The sequence below is a fragment of the Modestobacter sp. URMC 112 genome, from assembly GCF_053502575.1.
The window spans coordinates 2536749-2556321 of record NZ_CP199957.1 but is presented as its reverse complement, the minus strand read 5'-3'; the positions used below and the strand labels follow the sequence as shown (position 1 = coordinate 2556321).

General features: G+C 73.8%; 19 protein-coding genes, 1 tRNA gene and 2 pseudogenes. 11 read left to right on the top strand and 11 right to left on the bottom strand.

Annotated elements, in window-relative coordinates; all coding sequences use genetic code 11:
* Positions 1–30: 30 nt before the first annotated feature.
* From ACWIX6_RS11925 to ACWIX6_RS11910, 4 genes are all read right to left on the bottom strand, one after another.
* Entirely contained in the window at positions 31–873 is an 843-nt protein-coding gene (locus ACWIX6_RS11925) for an SCO1664 family protein (protein ID WP_448612641.1), read from the bottom strand.
* 19 nt (positions 874–892) lie between these two features.
* Positions 893–1444: a DUF3090 family protein gene (locus ACWIX6_RS11920; RefSeq protein WP_448612640.1), complete on the bottom strand. Its 552-nt coding sequence runs from the start codon at positions 1442–1444 to the stop codon at positions 893–895.
* 73 nt (positions 1445–1517) lie between these two features.
* A complete protein-coding gene (locus tag ACWIX6_RS11915; RefSeq protein ID WP_448612639.1) occupies positions 1518–2219 on the bottom strand; it encodes a histidine phosphatase family protein in 702 nt (233 codons plus the stop codon).
* 92 nt (positions 2220–2311) lie between these two features.
* Positions 2312–3133, bottom strand: coding sequence for an undecaprenyl-diphosphate phosphatase (locus ACWIX6_RS11910; RefSeq protein WP_448612638.1), 822 nt, complete (start codon positions 3131–3133; stop codon positions 2312–2314).
* 160 nt (positions 3134–3293) lie between these two features.
* Here ACWIX6_RS11910 and ACWIX6_RS11905 point away from each other — a divergent pair, with 160 nt between their 5' ends.
* The 3 genes from ACWIX6_RS11905 to ACWIX6_RS11895 are packed head-to-tail and all read left to right on the top strand — an operon-like array spanning position 3294 to position 6600.
* A complete protein-coding gene (locus ACWIX6_RS11905; protein ID WP_448612637.1) occupies positions 3294–4289 on the top strand; it encodes an aldo/keto reductase in 996 nt (331 codons plus the stop codon).
* Entirely contained in the window at positions 4286–6274 is a 1989-nt protein-coding gene (locus ACWIX6_RS11900; RefSeq protein ID WP_448612636.1) for an AAA family ATPase, read from the top strand. Before ACWIX6_RS11905 ends, ACWIX6_RS11900 begins: the two co-directional genes overlap by 4 nt.
* Before the next feature lie 56 nt (positions 6275–6330).
* A complete protein-coding gene (locus ACWIX6_RS11895) occupies positions 6331–6600 on the top strand; it encodes a GlsB/YeaQ/YmgE family stress response membrane protein (RefSeq protein ID WP_448612635.1) in 270 nt (89 codons plus the stop codon).
* 39 nt (positions 6601–6639) lie between these two features.
* Here the strand turns inward: ACWIX6_RS11895 and ACWIX6_RS11890 are convergent, their stop codons facing one another.
* A complete protein-coding gene (locus ACWIX6_RS11890) occupies positions 6640–7437 on the bottom strand; it encodes a DUF2470 domain-containing protein (protein ID WP_448612634.1) in 798 nt (265 codons plus the stop codon).
* A 232-nt stretch (positions 7438–7669) separates the two neighbouring features.
* A complete protein-coding gene (locus tag ACWIX6_RS11885; RefSeq protein WP_448612633.1) occupies positions 7670–7927 on the bottom strand; it encodes a hypothetical protein in 258 nt (85 codons plus the stop codon).
* 148 nt (positions 7928–8075) lie between these two features.
* Here ACWIX6_RS11885 and ACWIX6_RS11880 point away from each other — a divergent pair, with 148 nt between their 5' ends.
* From ACWIX6_RS11880 to ACWIX6_RS11870, 3 genes are all read left to right on the top strand, one after another.
* Positions 8076–8279, top strand: a complete 204-nt coding sequence (locus ACWIX6_RS11880; RefSeq protein ID WP_448612632.1) for a DUF5703 family protein — start codon at positions 8076–8078, stop codon at positions 8277–8279.
* A gap of 80 nt (positions 8280–8359) precedes the next feature.
* Positions 8360–8959: a TetR/AcrR family transcriptional regulator gene (locus ACWIX6_RS11875; RefSeq protein WP_448612631.1), complete on the top strand. Its 600-nt coding sequence runs from the start codon at positions 8360–8362 to the stop codon at positions 8957–8959.
* A gap of 11 nt (positions 8960–8970) precedes the next feature.
* Complete coding sequence (locus tag ACWIX6_RS11870) at positions 8971–10227, top strand: nucleotide disphospho-sugar-binding domain-containing protein (protein WP_448612630.1); 1257 nt, start codon at positions 8971–8973, stop codon at positions 10225–10227.
* A 120-nt stretch (positions 10228–10347) separates the two neighbouring features.
* Here ACWIX6_RS11870 and ACWIX6_RS11865 read toward each other — a convergent pair whose 3' ends face one another.
* Positions 10348–11304 (bottom strand): NADPH:quinone oxidoreductase family protein, encoded by a 957-nt coding sequence (locus ACWIX6_RS11865; RefSeq protein WP_448612629.1) that lies wholly within the window; start codon positions 11302–11304, stop codon positions 10348–10350.
* 139 nt (positions 11305–11443) lie between these two features.
* On the opposite strand from ACWIX6_RS11865, the gene ACWIX6_RS11860 reads away from it, so the two are divergent.
* Positions 11444–12520, top strand: a complete 1077-nt coding sequence (locus ACWIX6_RS11860) for a PP2C family protein-serine/threonine phosphatase (RefSeq protein WP_448612628.1) — start codon at positions 11444–11446, stop codon at positions 12518–12520.
* A 7-nt stretch (positions 12521–12527) separates the two neighbouring features.
* On the opposite strand, the gene ACWIX6_RS11855 is transcribed toward ACWIX6_RS11860, so the two are convergent.
* Both ACWIX6_RS11855 and ACWIX6_RS11850 read right to left on the bottom strand, forming a co-directional pair.
* Entirely contained in the window at positions 12528–13328 is an 801-nt protein-coding gene (locus ACWIX6_RS11855; RefSeq protein ID WP_448612627.1) for an SDR family oxidoreductase, read from the bottom strand.
* Positions 13329–13332: 4 nt separating this feature from the next.
* Entirely contained in the window at positions 13333–14661 is a 1329-nt protein-coding gene (locus ACWIX6_RS11850) for a M20/M25/M40 family metallo-hydrolase (RefSeq protein ID WP_448612626.1), read from the bottom strand.
* Between the two features lie 88 nt (positions 14662–14749).
* Between ACWIX6_RS11850 and ACWIX6_RS11845 the strand changes: the two genes are divergently transcribed.
* Positions 14750–14834 (top strand) — tRNA-Leu (locus ACWIX6_RS11845).
* 98 nt (positions 14835–14932) lie between these two features.
* Here the strand turns inward: ACWIX6_RS11845 and ACWIX6_RS11840 are convergent.
* Positions 14933–15439: pseudogene (locus tag ACWIX6_RS11840) on the bottom strand (site-specific integrase); the annotation flags it as partial.
* Positions 15440–15771: 332 nt separating this feature from the next.
* Positions 15772–16134, bottom strand: a pseudogene (locus tag ACWIX6_RS11835) (tyrosine-type recombinase/integrase); the annotation flags it as partial.
* A 1057-nt stretch (positions 16135–17191) separates the two neighbouring features.
* On the opposite strand from ACWIX6_RS11835, the gene ACWIX6_RS11830 reads away from it, so the two are divergent.
* From ACWIX6_RS11830 to ACWIX6_RS11820, 3 genes are all read left to right on the top strand, one after another.
* Positions 17192–17968, top strand: coding sequence for a hypothetical protein (locus ACWIX6_RS11830; RefSeq protein ID WP_448612625.1), 777 nt, complete (start codon positions 17192–17194; stop codon positions 17966–17968).
* A gap of 881 nt (positions 17969–18849) precedes the next feature.
* Complete coding sequence (locus ACWIX6_RS11825; RefSeq protein WP_448612624.1) at positions 18850–19071, top strand: DUF2283 domain-containing protein; 222 nt, start codon at positions 18850–18852, stop codon at positions 19069–19071.
* A gap of 125 nt (positions 19072–19196) precedes the next feature.
* Positions 19197–19520, top strand: a complete 324-nt coding sequence (locus ACWIX6_RS11820; RefSeq protein WP_448612623.1) for a hypothetical protein — start codon at positions 19197–19199, stop codon at positions 19518–19520.
* The last annotated feature ends 53 nt before the right edge of the window (positions 19521–19573 follow it).

Sequence of the window (19573 nt, the reverse complement as noted above, 5' to 3'; positions counted from 1 at the left end):
TGCGAGGGATGAGGAGGACGGGGTCCTTCCTCAGAACGGCGGCCAGGGCAGGGCGGGCCAGTCGCCGCTGGGCTGGGGGTGCAGCTGGGTGCGCAGCAGCTCGGCGACCCGCTGCTCGGTGCGCCGCACCTCGCGCCGGGTGAGGTGCTCGTGCAGCTGCTCCCCGAGGTCGCCTCGCAGGTCCTCGGCGAGCCGCTCCAGCACGGCGAGTGCTTCCACCGGCAGCGGCTTGCCGGCCCAGCGCCACAGCAGGGTGCGCAGCTTCGGGTCGGCGGAGAAGCAGATGCCGTGGTCGACGCCGTACACGTGGCCGTCGACCATCGGGATGATGTGGCCGCCCTTGCGGTCGGCGTTGTTGACCACCGCGTCGAACACCGCCATGCGGCGCAGCGCGGGCAGGTCGCGGCGGACGAACGCGGCCAGGTCGACCGAGGGGTCGGCGTCCATCCACAGCTGGACCATGCCGGTGCCGAAGGGCCCGTCGCGGAGCAGGGTGGGCGGCACGATGCGCCAGCCGGTGGCCTCGGAGACCAGGTAGGCGCTGATCTCCCGGCCGGCCAGGGTGCCGTCGGGGAAGTCCCACAGCGGCCGCTCCCCCGCGACCGGCTTGTAGACGCACTCCCCGGCCAGCGTGTCGGTGCGGATGGCGCCGATCAGGGTGACGTTGCTGGCGTCCATCAGCCGGCCCTCGAGGTCGAGGACGCCGTCGGTCAGCAGGGTCCGCACCTCCGCCGGGGTGGCCGGCGGGCGGCGGTCGCCGTGGTCGAAGACGCCGAGGTCCAGTTCCACGACCTCACCCTCCTCGCCGGCCTCACCGTCGTCGAACCGGTCGTCGAACTCGTCCTCGAGCTCGGCGTCGGGGCGCTCGCTCACCGTCCGCTCCCCCCGCGGTTCAGCGGCGGTACCCGTTCTGCCGGGGGCACACGTGGCCCGCCGGGTCCAGCGGCAGCGAGCAGAGCGGGCAGGCCGGCCGGCCGGCGGCCACGACCCGGCGCGCGCGGGCGACGAACGCGCGGGCGGCGGCGGGGGTGATGACCACCCGCAGCGCGTCCGGGCCCTCCTCGCTGTCGGAGAGGATGACGTCCTCCTCGACCGGCTCCTCCCCGGCGGCGACGGCCTCGACGACCACGGCGTCGGCGTCGCCGTCCCAGGCCAACCCCATGGCGGCGACGCGGAACTCCTCGTCGACCGGCGCGGTGAGCGGCTCGAGGTCGTCGACGTCGGCCTCCGGGGGGACGACGACGGTCGCCCGGCCGGCGATCTCGTCGAGCAGCTCGTCCATCCGCTCGGCGAGCACCTGGACCTGCGACTTCTCCAGCGCCACGCTCACCGTCCGGCCGGCCTCGTCGGAGGCCTGCAGGTAGAAGGTGCGGTCGCCGGGCTGGCCCACCGTCCCGGCGACGAACCGGGTGGGACGGTCGAAGTGGAAGACCTGACGGGGCACGCGATCAGGTTACGCGGCCCGGGCCGTCGTCCCGCGTCCGAAGAGCGGGATCAGGACCGTGGCGCCGGTCGCGTCAGGCCGGGGTGCCGGCGCCGCCGCCGACGACGGCGTCGGAGCTGGCGGCCCGCCGCCCGCGCCGCTTCTTCCTCGGCGGGATGAGCGCGGAGACGTCCCCGCCGGTGTCGTTGACCCGGACGACGAACGGCCGTGTGTCGGTGTAGCTGACCACCGAGAGCGACGCCGGGTCGACGACGATCCGCTGGAACTGGTCCAGGTGCACCCCGAGCGCGTCGGCGAGCACGGCCTTGATCACGTCGCCGTGGCTGCAGGCCAGCCACACGGCGTCCGGCCCGAGCTCGGCGTTCCACTGCCGGACGGCGGCCACGGCCCGCGCCTGGGTCTGCGCCAGGCCCTCCCCCTCGGCGCCGGGGAACACCGCGGCGGAGGGGTGCTGCTGCACGACCTTCCACATCGGGTCCTTGACCAGGTCCTTGATCGGCCGGCCGGTCCAGTCGCCGTAGCGGGCCTCGCCCAGCCGGTCGTCGGTGCGCACCTCGAGCTGGCGCCCCTCGGCGACGGCGCCGGCGGTCTGCTGGCAGCGCTCCAGCGGGCTGCTGACGACCGCGGCCAGCGGGACGGCGGCCAGCCGCTGGGCGACCGCCCGCACCTGCGCGGCACCGGTCTCGTCGAGCTGCACCCCGGGGGTCCAGCCGGCCAGCACCCCGGCGGTGTTGGCCGTCGTCCGGCCGTGCCGCAGCAGAACGACCGTTGTCATCGGGCTTGCCTCCTGGATCGGCCCTCGAGCGGGGGCCCGACGCGAGCGTGCGAGCGGCGGGGGGCTCGGGGGTCCTTCCGCACGCCCGGAGCCTATGTGGGGGCGAGCACCCCGGTGCCGATGAGCACCAGCAGCAGCAGGCCGAGGACCACCCGGTAGACCACGAACGGGGTGAAGCTGCCGTGGTCGAGGTAGCGGAGCAGCCAGGAGATCACGGCCAGGCCGACGCCGAAGGCGATGACGGTGGCCAGGGCGGTCGGGCCCCAGCTGACGCCGCCGGCGCCGACGGACTCCGCGACCTGGAAGAAGCCGGAGCCCAGCACGGCGGGGACCGCCAGCAGGAAGGAGTAGCGGGCGGCGGCGGCCCGGGAGTAGCCCATGAACCGGCCGGCGGTGATCGTGCCACCGGAGCGGGACACCCCGGGGACCAGCGCCATGGCCTGGGCCAGGCCGTAGACCAGGCCGTGCCGGACGGTGAGGTCCTCGATCTCCCGCGTGCCGGTGCCGACCCGGTCGGCCCAGTAGAGGACCAGCGAGAAGGCCACCAGGGCGATGGCGATGATCCGCAGGTCGCGGAAGGTGGTCTCGATGGACTCCTGGAACAGCAGGCCCAGCACCACGATCGGGATGCTGCCGACGATGATCAGCCAGCCCATCCGGGCGTCCGCGGTGCCGCGCAGGCTGCGGTCCCGCAGCGAGCGGGCCCAGGCCACCACGATCCGGCCGATGTCCTTGCGGAAGTACAGCAGGACGGCGGCCTCGGTCCCGATCTGGGTGATCGCGGTGAACGCCGCGCCCGGGTCGTCCCAGCCGAAGGCCTCGCCCACCACACGCAGGTGCGCGCTGGAGGAGATGGGCAGGAACTCCGTCAGGCCCTGCACCAGGCCCATGACGACCGCCTCGATCCAGCCCACGGGTCAGGCGCTCCTGAGGGAACAGGCGGCGGACCGGCGGGCGGCGGGAAGACGGGGCACGGGAGGGCAGCCTAGGACCGCGACCTGTGCGCGCCGGGGAGGTGCCCGGGCCCGCCGCGTTGACCGGGCCCGGCGCTGGGCGGCGGTAGGTTGACCCGTCGTGGAACAGCGGGCGCTCGGACGCAGCGGCCTGGTCGTCTCCCGGCTGGGGCTGGGCACCATGACCTGGGGCCGGGACACCGACGAGGACGAGGCCGCGATGCAGCTCACCGCCTTCGTCGACGCCGGCGGGACGCTGGTCGACACCGCCGACGTGTACGTGGACGGCGAGAGCGAGCGCACCCTGGGCCGGCTGCTGGCCGACGTCGTCCCCCGGTCGGACGTGCTGGTCGCGACCAAGGCCGGAGGGCGGACGGCGGCCGGGCCGATGGGCCGCGGGGCGTCCCGCGGGCACCTGCTGGCGGCGCTGGACGCCTCGCTGGCCCGGCTGGGCACCGACCACGTGGACCTGTGGCAGCTGCACGCCTGGGACGACGCCACCCCGCTGGAGGAGACCCTCGCCGCCTGCGACGCCGCGGTGGCCTCCGGACGCGCCCGCTACGTGGGGGTGAGCAACTTCACCGGCTGGCAGACCGCGCAGGCCGCGACCTGGCAGCGCGCCTGGCCCGGCCGCACCCCGCTGGTGAGCGCCCAGATGGAGTACTCGCTGCTGCAGCGCGGCATCGAGCGCGAGGTCGTGCCGGCCGCCGAGGCGCTGGGCATCGGCGTGCTGCCCTGGTCGCCGCTGGGCCGCGGGCTGCTCACCGGCAAGTACCGGCACGGCACGCCCGAGGACTCCCGCGGCGCCTCCCTCTCCTGGGGCGGGTTCATCGACGAGCTGCGCTCCCCCACCGCCGAGCGGGTGGTCGAGGCGGTCTGCACCGCCGCCGACGGGCTGGGCACCACCCCGGTCGCGGTCGCGCTGGCCTGGGTGCGCGACCGGCCCGGCGTGGTGGCGCCGGTCGTCGGCGCCCGGACGGCGCAGCAGCTGCAGGCAGCCCTCGACGCCGAGGACGTCCGGCTGCCGCTGGCCATCTGCACGGCCCTGGACGACGTGTCCCAGCCCCCGGCCGGCTATCCCGAGCACCGGCCCGACCACCGGGACGGCCGGTCGTGACCTCCTCTCCCCTGCCCGCCGGCGACCCGGTCTTCGCCGCCTTCGTCGGCGCCGGACTGTGGCCGGGGCTGGGCAAGCGGACCGGCGCCGACCTGCCCGCCGCCGGCATCACCGGCCCGGACGACGTCACCGCCGACCGGCTGCTGAAGCTGCCGCGGGTGGGGCGGCAGCGCGCCGAGCGGCTGTTCTCCTCGTTCCTGGCCGCGGCCCCGACCTACGAGGTCGTCGAGCTGCTGGTCGGCGCGGGGCTCAACGCACGGCTGGCCGCGCACGCCGCCGACGCGCTGGGGCCCGACGCCGCGCGCCGGCTGCGCGACGACCCCTGGGCGCTGCTGTCGCTGCCGGCGGTGACCCTGGCCGACGCCGACCGGCTGGCCATCGCGGTGCTGGCCGGCGCCGACCGGCAGGACACCCGCCGGGGCCGGGCGATCGTCGCGCTCACCCTGCGCACCGCCACCCGGGACGGGCACACGGTGCTGCCCGCCGACCTGGTGGTCGCCGCCCTGCGCGCCGAGGGCATCGCCGACCCGGCGGCCGCGGTCATCGCCGCGGTGGAGTCCGGTGAGGTCCTCGAGCACCAGCCTCCGTTCGATCCGGAGTCGGACGAAGAGCAGGAACCAGGACATGGCCCCGGTCCGGGTTCCCTCGCGAGCTCGCGAGCGGAGGGGAGACCGGGGTCCTTCTCGTTGTCGCTGGCCCGGTACGGGATGGCCGAGGAGGCCGTGTCGGAGAACGTGCAGCGGCTGATCGCCACCGGCGAGCGGATCGCCGACCCGGCGTCGGTCCGGTCGGTGGCCAAGGGCCTGGACCCGGCCCAGCAGGCGGCGGTGGCCCAGGTGCTCGGCGCCGGGGTGTCGCTGCTGACCGGCGGGCCCGGCACCGGCAAGAGCCGCACCGTCGCCTCCCTGGTGCAGCTGCTGCAGGCCAAGGGCACCGAGGTGGCGCTGGCCGCGCCGACCGGCCGGGCGGCCAAGCGGCTCGAGGAGCTCACCGACCACCCGGCGGTCACGGTGCACCGGCTGCTCGGCGCCCAGGGCACCACCGGGGGGTTCGCGCGCAACGAGGAGTGGCCGCTGGACGCCGACGTCGTGGTCGTCGACGAGGCGTCGATGCTGGACGTCGAGCTGACCGCCGCGCTGCTGGAGGCCTGCGCCGACGGGACCCACCTGCTGCTCGTCGGCGACCCGGCGCAGCTGCCCTCGATCGGCCCGGGCCACGTGCTGGGCGACCTGATCGACTCCGGGGCGGTGCCGGTCACCGAACTGACCACGCTGCACCGGCAGGCCGCCGGTGGGGCCATCGCCCGGCTGGCCACCGGCGTGCGGGCCGGCGAGCTGCCGAAGGTCGACTCACCCGACCGGGAGGTGGTCATCGTGCCGGCGACCGGCAGCGGCGAGGCCGCACGGCGGGTCGTCCAGCTGGTCACCGACTCGATCCCCCGCGCGCTGGGCATCGACCCCGCCTCGGTACAGGTGGTCACCCCGGTGCACCGCGGGCCGGCCGGGACGATCGAGCTGAACAAGGCGCTCAAGGCGCAGCTCAACCCCGGCGACGGCACCGTCTTCGGGTTCGACGTCGGCGACCGGGTGGTGGCCACGGCCAACCACCTCGACCTGGAGCCGACCGGCTTCGCCAACGGTGAGGTCGGGGTGGTCACCGGCACCGGGGAGGGGTCGCTGGACGTCTCCTTCGCCTCCGGACCGGTCACGGTGCCCCCGGGCGCACTGTCGGACCTCCGGCACGGCTGGGCGATCACCGTGCACCGGGCGCAGGGGTCGGAGTGGCCCGGCGTCGTGGTCGTCCTGCCGCCGGAGGCCGGCGGGATGCTGTCCCGGCCGCTGGTCTACACCGCGCTGACCCGGGCCCGGGAGCACCTGTCGATCGTGCACGCGAGCGGCGCGGCGCTGGCCCGGGCGGTGCGGGAGGTCGACGTCCGACCACGGCGTACACGACTGGCCACCCTGCTGACAGAACACGCCGAGTGACCGATCCGGTTCCGGAGGGTGTTTAGATCGATGATCAAACTGGGCACACTGGTGCCATGGGCATCATCGGATTCCTCGTGTTCGGGTTGATCGTCGGTGCGCTGGCGCGCCTCATCAAGCCCGGTAAGCAGAACCTCAGCATCCTGGCCACCCTGGCGCTCGGCGTGGTCGGCGCCCTCATCGGTGGGGCCGTGGCGACCCTCCTGGGCACCGGCAACTTCGGTGAGTTGAACATCATCGGTGCCATCGTGGCGATCATCGCCGCGGTGCTGCTGATCGGTGTCGCCGAGGGCGTGAGCGGCGGACGTCGCCGTTCCGTCCACTGACCCCAGACGCACCTCGCTGCCCGGGGCGCTGACGCCGAGTCAGCGCTCCGGGCAGTCGCGTCTGCGCGCCGCGCACAGCAGCCGGTGCAGCGCCGGCCCCAGCGCCTCCGGGCTGGTCACCGGTGCACCGAAGGGGACCCGCAGGTCCCGGCTCCCGCGCCGGAGCTCGATGCGCAGCCGGAACCCCAGCCGGTCCAGCCCCAGCGGGTGCACCACGGCGTCCTCGGTCTGCCAGCACGCCGGCACCCAGGACCGCAGCAGGGCGAGCTCCCCCGGGTGCGCCTGCACCAGGTGCTGCAGCGCGGCGGCCTCGATGCCGGCCAGCGGGTCCGGTTCGGCCGCCAGGTAGTCCGAAGGCGCCACCTCGGCCACCGCGCCCCCCTCGCGCAGCACCACCTCGGCGAGGTCGAGACGCAGCAGTGTGTTCCCCCGCCCGACGTCCAGCAGGGCACCGACCGGCGCCACGTCGGCGAAGGCCAGCGTCGCGGCCCGCAGGTCGGCCGGGCGCACCGCGGTCAGCCAGCCCGACAGCCACACCTGGGCCCGGACGGGGTCGCGCAGAGGCACCGGGGCGTGGTCGGTGACGAGCACCAGGGCGGCCAGGTCGCCGTCCGGCGCGCCGGCGACCGCGTCGGCCACCGCACCGTCCCCGGGCACCACCAGCAGCACCTGACCGCAGGCCGTGGTGGCGTGCGCCAGCACGCGGCTGCCGTCCACCCCAGCCGCCCGCACCGCGGCCCCGGGTCGGCCGGCGACGGTGCGGGCCCGCTCCGCCGGGGTGGGGCGCAGCTCGTCGGGCACCGGCCCGTGGACGCCGGGACGGTTCGGTCGGGTCATGCGTGCCTCCAGCGCCGGCCGACGCGTCGTCGGGTTAGGGCAGCCTAACCGAACCAGCTGTCGCCAGGCGAACCCGCCCGCCCGGGGTGCCGGGGCTCGCGTGGCCTGCCCCCGGGACTCCAGCGGTGTCCTGCCCGCTCCTGCGGTCGGGCACCAGCGCGAGAGCGTGCGGAACGACGCAAGAGCGGAGGCATCCGCCACGGCTCGGACCGGCCCGACCCCTGGCCGGCGCTCAGTCGCGGAGGTCGTCCTCGTCCTCGGGCACCGCCGCCTGCTGCTCCAGGACGTCGGCCTCGTCGGCCTCCGGACCGGCGCCCCGCAGGGCACCGGTCCCTGCACCCGGCGCGGCGGTGAGCTGCTGCTCGATGGCGTCGGCCTCGGGCACGTCGTCGGCGGGAGGGGCCACCTCGTCGGCCAGCTCCGGGCCGCCCCCGGTCACGGCCGCGGCCTGCTCCTGGCGGTCGGCGTCGTTGGCTTCCGGGTCGGTCATCGGGGATCTCCTCGCCCGTCGGGAGCCCGGCCCGCCGCCGGCGCTCGTCGTCCCAGCCTGCCCGAGGCGCGCGGCGGCGACACACGCCGGGCGGCCCGGCGACCGGGAGCACATGACCAGCGGACGCCGGACAGGCACAATCGTCGCCGTGTCCTCAGCCGGCGAGTACGAGTACGCACCGCTGCGCATCCCGCCCGGCACCTCCCGGTCGGCCGCCGCGCAGCTGATGAGCATGCAGGCCGACACCGGCGGCTGGGAGCTGGCCCGCCTCCAGCTGCACGCCGACGGCAGCCGCAAGGTGGTCATGCGCCGCCGGATGCGGCTGTCCTACCTGCCCGGCCTGGTCACCTGAGCGACCCTCGCCTCCACTCTGTTTGAGTCGGACTCAAATTTCCGCTTGACCCGGACCCAAACGGGGTCCACGCTCGCGGTGTGACCGACACCACCCGGAGCTACCGGATGCAGGCCCGCGCCGAAGGTGTCGGGCGCACCCGCGAGCGGGTGCTCGCCGCCGCCCGCCGCCGCTTCTTCGAGCAGCCCTACGACGAGGTGCGGCTCGCCGACGTGGCCGGCGAGGCCGGCGTGACCCAGCAGACGCTGCTCAACCACTTCTCCTCCAAGGAGGGCCTGCTACTGGCCCTGGTGGAGGTGCTGGCCCCGGAGATCGAGGCCATGCGCGGACCGGTGACCGACGGCGACGTGACCGGTGCCGTCCGCGGCCTGATGCGCCAGTACGAGTCCCTCGGTGACGCCAACGTCCGGCTCGCCGCCGTCGCCGAGCGCATCCCGGCGCTGGGCCGGGGCCTGGAGCAGGCCCGGGCGCACCACTTCGCCTGGCTCGAGCAGACCTTCGGCGGGCAGCTGCCCGCCGACCCGCGGGACCGGCGCCGCACGCTCGCCGCGCTCTACGCGGCCACCGACGTCGGCACCTGGAAGCTCCTGCGCCGCGACCTCGGCCACTCCCGGGCCGAGACCACCGCCGTCCTGCAGTCCCTGCTCCGGGCCGCCCTCGCGACGGCCCCCACCCCCTGAGGAGGCACGCCGTGCACTGTCTGGTCACCCTGTGGGACGGCGGTGGCACCGTCCCCGCCGAGATGGGCGCCGTCCGCCGGCTCGTCGCCCGCGGGCACACCGTCACCGTCCTCGGCGACCCGACGCTCGCCGCGGAGGCGGCGTCCGCCGGTGCGGCGTTCCGCAGCTGGGTCCGGGCTCCGCACCGGCGGTCGACCGCGCTGGAGGACGACGTCTTCCGGGACTGGGAGTGCCGGACGCCGGTCGCGCTGCTGAACAGGCTGGCCGACCGCATGATCACCGGGCCCGCCGCGCGGTACGCCGCCGACGTCCGGGAGGCCCTCGCCGACCGGCCGGCCGACGTGGTGGTCAGCAGCGGTCCCCTGCTCGGCGCGCTGGTGGGCGCCGAGTCGATGGGGGTGCCGGCCGTCGTCCTGGTGTCCAACGTCTACTCGCGGCCGGCGCCGGGCCTGCCGCCGTTCGGCAGCGGGCTGTCCCCGGCCCGCGGTCCGCTGGGCCGGGCCCGGGACCGGGCGTTCGGGGCACTGGCCGCCGCGCTGTGGAACCGCAACCTGCCGCCGCTCAACGCCGCACGCACCGCGCTGGGGCTGGACCCGCTCGACGACGTCTGGGGGCAGTGGGACCGTGCCGCCCGGGTGCTGGTGCTCACCTCCCCGGCCCTCGACCTGCCCGCCGTCCTGCCGGGCAACGTGCGGTACGTCGGCCCGGTCCTCGACGACCCGGCGTGGACCGAGCCGTACCCGCTGCCCGAGGGCGACGAGCCGCTGGTCGTGGTCGGCCTGTCCAGCACGTACATGCAGCAGGCCGACGCGCTCCGCCGGATCGTCGCGGCCCTGGACACCCTGCCGGTGCGCGGCGTGGTGACGACCGGCCCGGCCCTGGACCCGGCGGAGGTCCCGGGGACGGCGCACGTCGACGTCGTCCGGTCGGCTCCGCACGGACAGCTGTTCCCGGCCGCGTCCGTCGTCGTCACCCACGCCGGGCACGGCACCCTGGTCAAGGCGCTGGCCGCCGGGGTGCCCGCGCTGTGCCTGCCGATGGGCCGGGACCAGGCCGACAACGTGGTCCGGGCAGCGCGGCACGGCGCGGTCATCGGGCTGAAGCCGTCGGCGTCGGTCCAGCAGATCGCGGCCGCGGTGCGCCGGCTGCTGGAGGACCCGTCCTACCGGCGCGCCGCCGAGGAGCTGGGTGCCCGGCTGCGCGCGGACGCGGCCAGCTCAGCCCTGGTGGACGAAGTCGAGTCCGTCCGTCGTCTCACCAGCGCCTGAGACGCACGGCTCTCCTGTCCGCCGGCCGCTCCGTCGAGCCGTCAACGCTGAGTTGGGGATAACGGTCGACTGGGGGCCGCGTGGTGCCGTCCCGGGTCGTCCCGGGACGGCGCTCCGGCGTCAGGGGGTGAGGACGACCTTGCCGACCGTGCCGCGGTCGGCGATGGCGGCCATCGCCCGGGGGGCGTCGGACAGCGGCAGCACCTGGCCGACGAGCGGGGAGATGGCGCCGTCGGCGAACAGCCGGCACAGCTCCTCGTGGACCATGCCGATCCGGGCCGGGTCGTGCGTGCGGTACAGGCCCCAGTGCAGCCCGACGACGCTGTAGTTCTTCACCAGCACGTGGTTGGCCGGAGCGGAGGGGATGCGGCCGCTGGTGAAGCCGACGACGACCAGCCGGCCCTCGAAGGCGATGCACTTGCGGGAGGCGTCGAAGACGTCGCCACCGACCGGGTCGTAGACGACGTCGGCGCCGTGCCCGCCGGTGAGCTCCTTGACGACCGGCACGAAGTCCTCGGTCGTGTAGTCGATGACGTGGTCGGCGCCCAGGTCGGTGCAGACCTGCGTCTTGTGCGCACCGCCCGCGGTGGCGATGACCTTCGCACCGGCGGCCTTGCCCAGCTGGATGGCCGCCGTTCCGACGCCCCCGGCGCCGGCGTGCACCAGCAGCCACTCCCCCGCCTGCAGGGCCGCCCGGCGGTGCAGGCCGACGTAGCCGGTCTGGTAGGTCAGGTACAGCGACGCCGCCTGCTCGTCGGACATGCCGTCGGGGACCGGCCAGGCCGCGGCGGCGTCCATCAGCGCGTACTCGGCGAACGCGCCCGGGCCGCCGGCGGGGGCCCCGAGGACCCGCTGCCCGGTGCCGACGACCTCCCCGCACAGCTCGAAGCCCGGCGTGAAGGGCAGTGGCGGGCGCTCCTGGTACTGCCCCTTGGCCATCAGCACGTCGGGGAAGTTCAGCCCCGCGGCCAGCACCTTCACCAGCACCTGCCCCTCCCCCGGGGTCGGCTGGTCGACCTCGTCGAGGGACATGACCTCGGCCGGGTCACCGAGGCTGTGGACTCGCCATGCGCGCATGCGCCCGACCCTGCCAGAGCCACCGGGACGGCGGTACACGGGCTCCACGGGCATCGGTGGGCCCGTCCGCCCCAAGGGTCACAGCAGGCTGGCGGTCGCGCCGGGTTCGCGGGACGGTGGGCAGGATGCGAGGTGCCCCGTGACCCGGAGGGTGAGCAGGCGGCACCTGCTCCCGATCGGCGTCCTGGCGTTCTGCGCCGCGCTCGACCTGGTCAGCGGCCCGCGGCAGCCGGTCATCGGGCTGCTGGCGATGGCCCCGCTGGTGGCGGCGACCGTGCTGGGACGGCGCGTCACGGCGGCGTACGCGCTGGTCGCCCTGGGAGCGGCCGCCGTGCTGGGCCTCCACGGCGACCAGTACCGGCCCGAGGCGCTGCTCGCCCAGACGCTGCGGCTGTTCGGCATCACGGTGGCCGGCGCGCTGGCGCTGGTCGCCTGCACCCTGCGGTTGCGGCGCGAGGCCGTGCTGGCCCGCCTCAGCGCCGGGGCGGCGACCTCGCGCGCTGCGGTGCAGCTGGCGGCCGACCTGCAGCGCAGCCTGCTCACCCCGCCCCCGGCGGTGCCCGGCCTGGAGATGACCGCGCGGTACGTCCCCGCCGTCCGGCACGCCCGGGTAGGCGGTGACTGGTACGACGCCTTCAGCCTCCCGGACGGCTCCACCGTGCTGGTGATCGGGGACGTCGCCGGGCACGACGTGACCGCGGCGGCGACCATGGCCCAGGCGCACGGCGTGCTGCGGGGCATCGCGCACACCGTGCCGGAGTCCCCCGCGGAGGTGCTCGACCGGCTGGACGGCACGTTGCAGCACCTGGGCGTCGACACCCTGATCACCGTGGTGGTGGCCACCCTCCGCCCCGAGCCCACCGGCGGAGCCCGGCTCCGGTGGTCCGACGCCGGGCACCCGCCCCCGGTGCTGCTGCACGCCGACGGGCGCGTCACGGTGCTGGACCGCCCGGTCAACCGGCTGCTCGGCGTGCCCGGCCCGGCGGTCCGCACGGAGCACGAGGTGGCCCTCGGGCCCGGGGATACCGTCGTCCTCTACACCGACGGCCTGGTGGAGCGGCGCGGCGACTGCCTGGACGAGGGCACCGGCTGGCTGGTGCGGGCGCTGGGGGACCTCGCCGGCAAGCCGCTGGACGACCTGTGCGACGCCCTGCTGGCCGACGTGACCGGCCGGCGGGACGACGACGTCGCCGTCCTGGCCGTCCGGGTCTGCTGAGCCGGGCTCAGCGCATGGACGGCGGCCGCAGCGCCTCCGGGACGACGGCGGTCTCCCCCGTCGCCGTCCGGGCCGCCGGGACGCCCTTGAACCGGTACGGGATCGCGCCGACCCCGGGCTGCACGACGTAGGCCGCGCCCGGCTCGGCGCCCGCCCAGGCCGCGAGCATCGCCTCGGCCACCTCGCCGGCGGTGAGCACCGGGAAGCCGGCGGAGTCGAACTCCTCGCGGAGCGGGTCGATGATCGCGGTGTCGGCGAAGCCGGGGCAGATGGCCGAGATGGTGATGCCCTGGGCCGCCAGCCGCGGGGCCATCGACCGGACGAAGGCCACCGCGCCGCCCTTGGCCACGCTGTACCCGGGGTCGGTGGCCATCGGGGAGAGCCCGGCCAGCGACGCGGTCACCACGAGGGAGCCGCCGCCGGCCCGGCGCAGCGCCGGCAGGGCCGCCTCGGTGCCGTAGACGACGCCGAACAGGTCGACGTCGACGACCCGGAGGAACTCGTCGACGTCCAGGGTGTCGCGCGAGTGCCCGGCGATGCCGGCGTTGAGGAAGGCGGCGTCCAGCCGGCTGTGCTCGGCCTCCACCTGCGCCACGACCGCGGCGTTGGCCGCCCGGTCGGTGACGTCCAGGGCGGCGAAGTGCGCGCCGAGGTCAGCTGCGGTCTGCCGGGCGGGCTCGCTGTCGAGGTCGGCGAGGACGACGGTGACCTCGCGCTCGCGCAGCAGCCCGGCCAGGGCCCGGCCGAAGCCGCCGGCGCCGCCGGTGACGAGGGCGACGCTGCCCGGGGCGGGGGTGCTGTCGGTCATCTCGTCACACCTTCCGCAGGAACCGGTCGAGGACCCGGATGCCGAAGTGCAGGGAGTCCACGGAGATCCGCTCGTCGATGCCGTGGAACAGCGAGGCGAAGTCCAGGTCGGCGGGCAGCTTCAGCGGGGAGAAGCCGAAGCAGCGCATCCCCAGGGTCTCGAAGCTCTTGGCGTCGGTGCCGCCGCTCATGGTGAAGGGCACCGGGCGGGCGCCCTCGTCCTCGGCCTTCAGCGCCTCGACCATGAGGTCGACGGTGGGCCCGTCGAACGTCGTCTCCACCGCCTGGTCGTGGACCAGCCACTCGCGCTGGACGCCCTCGCCGATCAACTCGTCGAGCTGCTTCTCGAAGACCTCCTCCTGCCCGAACAGGAAGCGGCCGTCGACAGTGGCGCTGGCGGTGCCGGGGATGACGTTGGCCTTGTAGCCGGCGTCGAGCATCGTGGGGTTGGCGGTGTTGCGGAGCGCCGCGCCGATCATGCGGCTGATGCTGCCGAGGCGGGCGAGGGCCTCCTCGGGTGAGTCCGGGTCGATGTCGATGCCGTAGGCGTCGCCGACCGCGTCGAGGAACTCGCGCATCGGCGGGGTGAGCACGGTCGGCAGCCGGGTGGAGCCGATCCGGGAGACCGCGTCGGCCAGCCGGGTGACGGCGTTGTCGTCGTGGACGAAGGAGCCGTGCCCGGGTCGGCCCTGGGCGGTGAGCTTCATCCAGGCCAGGCCCTTCTCGGCGGTCTGCACGAGGTAGAGGCGCAGGTCGTCGCGGACGGTGATGCTGAAGCCGCCGACCTCGCTGATCGCCTCGGTGCAGCCCTCGAAGAGGTCGGCATGGTGGTCGACCATGTAGTGGGCGCCCTTGCGGCCGCCGGCCTCCTCGTCGGCCACGAAGGCGAGCACGATGTCGCGGTCGGGCCGGACGCCGGTGCGGGCCCAGTCGCGGACCAGCGCGAGGGTCATCGCGTCCATGTCCTTCATGTCGACCGCGCCGCGGCCCCAGACGTAGCCGTCGCGCTCCTCGCCGCTGAACGGGTGGACGCTCCACTCGGTGGGGTCGGCGGGGACGACGTCGAGGTGGCCGTGCACCAGCAGGGCGGGCCGGTCGCGGTTCGTGCCCTCGATCCGGGCCACCAGGCTGGCCCGGCCGGGCTCGGACTCGTGGATGGTGCTCGCGATGCCGACCTCGTCGAGCTTGCCGGCGACCCACTCGGCCGCGGCCCGCTCCCCGGCGCTGGTGGCGGTGTCACCGGTGTTGGTGGTGTCGATCCGGATGAGGTCGGAGAGCAGCTCGGCGACCTCCTGCTGGGCGCCGGCGAGGGGGGTGGTCGAGGGCTGCGACATGCCGCCGATCCTGCCACCGGGGGCCGTACCGGGCCGCCGGGAGGCTCCGTTATGCTCGTCCACGGCGCTCCTCGCGGGACGCCCACCTGTCCGGGTGGCGGAATGGCAGACGCGCTAGCTTGAGGTGCTAGTGCCCTTTATCGGGCGTGGGGGTTCAAGTCCCCCCTCGGACACCGCATCGCCCCGGGTCTCTGCAGGTCAGAGGCCTGGGGCGCTTTGGTTTCAAGGTCAACAGGGCCTCGTGATACCGGCGTGATACTTCGCGGCTGGATCAGCCGTCGAGCAGCGCGGCGAAGCGGTCCGCCGCCTGGCGACCCATGCCTGGGTGGACGTGCTGGTAGACGGTGAGCGTGATCGTGGCGCTGGCGTGCCCCAGACGCTCCGAGACCACCTTCAGCGGCACGCCATCGGCGAGCAGCAGGGTCGCGTGGGTGTGCCGGAGGTCGTGCAGCCTGATCTTCGGCAGCTGGTCCTCCCCCAGCGCCTTCCGGGCTCGCGCGACCTGGCCGGCGAAGTGGCCGGAGAACCGTTCCGGGTGCCGGTGGGTGCCCTCGAGGTCGCTGAGGACGAGCGCCGGGTCGCGCACGAGCTCCAAGGCGAGCGATCCGCGGGCGGCCCGGTAGGCGCGCAGCGCGGCCACGGTGCCCGCGTCGAGGTCGACGACACGCGACTGGCGGGTCTTCGTCGGGCCTTCGACCAGTTGCTCGCCGGCGCCCTTGTTCTTGACCACCCCGACGCTGCGCCGGACCGCGACCCTGCTGGCATCCAGATCGACGTCGCGCCAGCGGAGGGCAGTGCCTCACCGCGACGCATCCCGGTGGCCGCTAGCAGCCGCCAGGCCATGGCGAGGTCCCGGTCGTAGGCGTCGGCCCAGTGGAGGAACCGGCCAAGCTCCGGCGCGGTCCACGCTTGCATTTCTGGGGGCCGGGCCTCCGACAGGCTCGGTGGCGTGGACCGGTCGGTCGGGTTCCTCGCCAGCCGTCCCTGTTTCACCGCGTCGCCCAGCGCCGCGCGCAGGATCGTGAAGACGTACCTCGTGGTGCGTGCGGACAGGCCGCCCTGGCCGTCCGCCCGGCCGGACACCTCGAGTTGCCGCATCCAGGCGTCCACTGCGGCCCCGGTGAGCCGGGCGACCGGTTGGGCACCGAGGTAGGGGCCGATGTGCAGGCGGATGTTCTTCCGGTAGGACGACAGCGTGGCCGGGATCAACCGCTGGGTCTTGATCCACTCGGCCAGGTAAGCGTCGAGGCGCTGCTTCGACGGGTCGACCCACTCCCCCGGCTCGACCTTGTGAACCTGCGCGCGCAGAGCCGCAGCGGCCTCCTTCCGCGTCGTGAAGCCCCGCTTCAGCACGACACGTTGAGTGCCGTCCTCCCGTAGGGCGGTGTACTTGATCAGAAAGCGCGGTCCGGCCTTGGTCTGGTACTCACTGATGCCGCCCTCCCCCGCCTGTCGCCGCCGTGGTCTCCCCATCCCGGACCTCCTCGGGACGTCTGCCGCCGCGTGTGCCGACGTGGGACGTCGCGCGATAGTAGGTCTGATCCGGACCTACAGGTATGAAGCGGCGCCTTGGGGCGGGGTCGGCAGTCTGTGGACGCATCGGCACCCTGTGAACCAGGCCGCCGCGCGCACGACACCCGGAGCATCGCTGCGGATCTCCGGATCTTCTCTAGTGGTCCTTGGGTGATTCTTCGGTGCAGATTGCGCCGTCGGCCTATCGGGTCCGCGGCGGCATCGAGGTGGCCCAGCGCTGGGCCACCCGCCGCGATGGCTCCCCGCCGCGCTTGGTGGTCGTGCGCCCGCGCCCCCCGTCAGCGTGTGCCCTGGATGCTGAAGGATTCACGGCGGCGGCGACGCCGTCGCCACCCCCGAGGCGGGCATCGCCACGGCCAAGCGCCTGGTTACCGCGAGCAACGCAATCGTCCGCCAGCCCGAAGCCCGCCTGTCGGTCGAGGCGCCCTACCCGCGGGGCGCTCGACGACTGCTGCGACGCGCTCCTGTCGGCTGCGCGGCCAGGCCGGTGAACTGGTGCGTCGCCGACGACCGGCTCGTCGTGGGCGCGAAGGCGCCGGCGGCGCCCTACCACCGCGGTCACCCTTCTCGCCCGAGACCGCGGCGAGGTCGCCGACGCTTCCAGATGCCGACAGAACGCCCCCGTCCCGTATCCGGTTGATCGCTCTGGCGCGGGCATTCACGATGCGCGGGTGAGACGGGATGCCCAGGTGCTGCACGACAAGGCCATCAGCTCGATGACGGTGGCAACGAGGGCGTTCAACGACGTGTCCAACGTAGGCCGGGAGACCCAGGTACTCCTCGGTCTCCCGGCACGCCTTCGAGATGCTCCTCAAGTCGGCGCTCGTCCAGCACCGCGTCAAGGTCTTCGAGAAGAAGTCCGGGCGCTCCATCACCTTCGGCGCGTGCATCAACCAGGCGCAGAACCACTCGGTCATCAAGCTCTCGGCGGACGACGCAGGGACGCTCCGCGCAATCGAGGCTTTTGCGCGACAGCGAGCAGCACTGGTTCAACGAGGTGAGCGAGCAGCTCCTGTACCGCTACGCCCGAGCCAGCATCACGATCTTCGATGAGCTCCTGGACCAAGTGTTCAACGAGCGCCTGGCCAGCTTCCTACCGAACCGGGTCTTGCCCATCTCCACCGACCCGCCGAAGGAGCTCGCACTGCTCCTGGACGACGAGTTCACGCAGATCGCGGCACTGCTCAAGCCGGGCCGCCGGGCGAGCGACCAGGCCCGTGCTCGCATCCGAACGCTGCTGGCGATGGAGGCGCACCAGGAACCCGATGCCCGCGTGTCCGACACCGACGTCCGGCGCGTGGAGAAGGGCATCCGCGCGGGCAAGAAGCGAGCGGACGTCTTCCCCAAGCTGGAGGGACTGGCCGCCGACGTCGAGGGCACCGGCCTCAACGTCTCCGTGCACTTCGACAAGAAGGGTGAAGGCGCGCCGGTCACCTTCGTCCCGGATGACGGCTCGCAGGACGCCGCCGCCATCCGCGAGGTCGACCTCCACGCCCGGTACTCGCGGTCCAAGACCGACCTGGCTCGGGACCTGGGCATCACCCCGAACGCGGCCACCGCCCTGCGCGATCACCTGGCGATCGACAAGGACCCGAAGTGCTTCAAGGAGTTCGAGTACGGCAAGACGAAACACCGGGCCTACTCGGACATGGCGTTCACTAAGATGCGCGAGATCGTCAAGAACGGCAATCCGGAGGCCGTCCGTAAGGCCCACAACCCGAACCGGAATCTGCGTCACAAGCGGTGCTCGATCGAGGGCTGCCAGGCCGGTTGACCCCCGGCGCGTCCCCGGGACCTCCTCTTCAGTCACAGCCCAGACATCCGCCGGCGACCCTCCTGACCCCCAGTCACATTCGATGGGTTCATCCCCGTCCACCGATGTCACGTTTACGCAGGTCAGGCCGCTGCGGCATTCGCTGCCGTTCCGTCCGGTACAGCATCGTTCGAACCGCGTTGCTGTACTTCTCTCCCGCGCTCGGGCGTGTCCCCGACGGCGACGCCATCCGAGGCAGGTGCATCGCGACCCAGGGGGCAGCCGATGCTCGGTGTCCCAGAAGGCGGCCTCAGGGACACATTCCTCGGCGGTCCTTCAGCATGCATGGCGGTCTGTGCAAGCCCTCCTCTGAGGGTCGGCCGACCCGGATCAGAAGTCGTCAAGGGTTACCCCAAGCGCCGCCCAACGGTCTTCGCTCTCTTCCTGGGGGAGCACTCCGCTGCGTACTCGCCGCTACGAGGTTCGCGACCTGGCCAGACGAAGTTGCCGTCCCAAATTTCCCGGACGAGCGACCACGGCGGGTAGTCCTCGACCGCCAACTCCTTCGCTCCATCGGCCCAAACGACGACCAGCCAGCCGGACTGCTGCATGGTGAGCGGTCGCCCTGGGGACCAGAACTCGGACAACGTCGTTGCGACGTGCCCGGCGGTCTCTCCATCGCGACGAAGAATCAGAGATCCGCGGTCGAAGGCGTCCAGTCGCGCGTCAAGCTCTCGCGTCAGCACCCCGACATCGTGTCAGAGCCGCAACGCCGCCGAGCCAACCCACGAGTGTCCGTAAATTGGGCCGCTATGGGGCAGCAGCAGGTCGCCGGTTGAGTCATTGGGTCAGCGCGAGATCATGCGGCCATGACAGATCTGTAGGGTCACCGCGACGAGCCAGTGACGCTGCGGTTGACCTGGGACGGCGAGACCGATGCTGGCTACCTGTATCTGGCGGACATCGCGCCGGGAGCGGCCGTCAACCAGCGGGTCGTCGGGAACCCGGTTCAGGGCATCGGCGACGTCGTCTTGGACTTCGACCCCGAAGGCCGGCTACTCGGGGTCGAGTTCCTAGATTCCCGACTGCTGCCTCAACGTCTCCGGGCCGATCGCACGAGGTGACCGTTAATGGGCCGCTCTGAGACAAAGCTGCGACCAGAAGGCGCGACGCGAAGCTAGCGGCTGGCTCTTCCATGCGCCGTGGGCGACCCCCATGCGAGCGCGCTCCGCGGAGCTAGCCTGCTGGAGTGGACGGACCGGAGGACTCTCCCCACGCGGCCTGGCCGGAGCAGGGCGGCGAGATCGTCCCGAAGGCGCCCGGCGGGGAGCCGTTGACGCACGGCCGTCGGCTGACGCTCCGGGATGCTCGGAGCTGGGCGAAACGGAAAGACGTCCTACTGGGGCGATGGCCGTGCGGTCCGACGGTTGAGTGGGCCGCCGACCATGAGCGGGCGGCCTTCGCTGCCTTGATGCGTGACGGCGAAGGCAAAGACTGCAACGTCGCCGGTGACGTCCTGCTCTACCGCCTCACGGACGGCCGTCCCGTGCTTGTCATCGTGGAGCCCTTCTAGGGCTCATCGGGTGTCCCATCGTGGGCCGCTCAAGGACACGAGCGCCGGTTCGC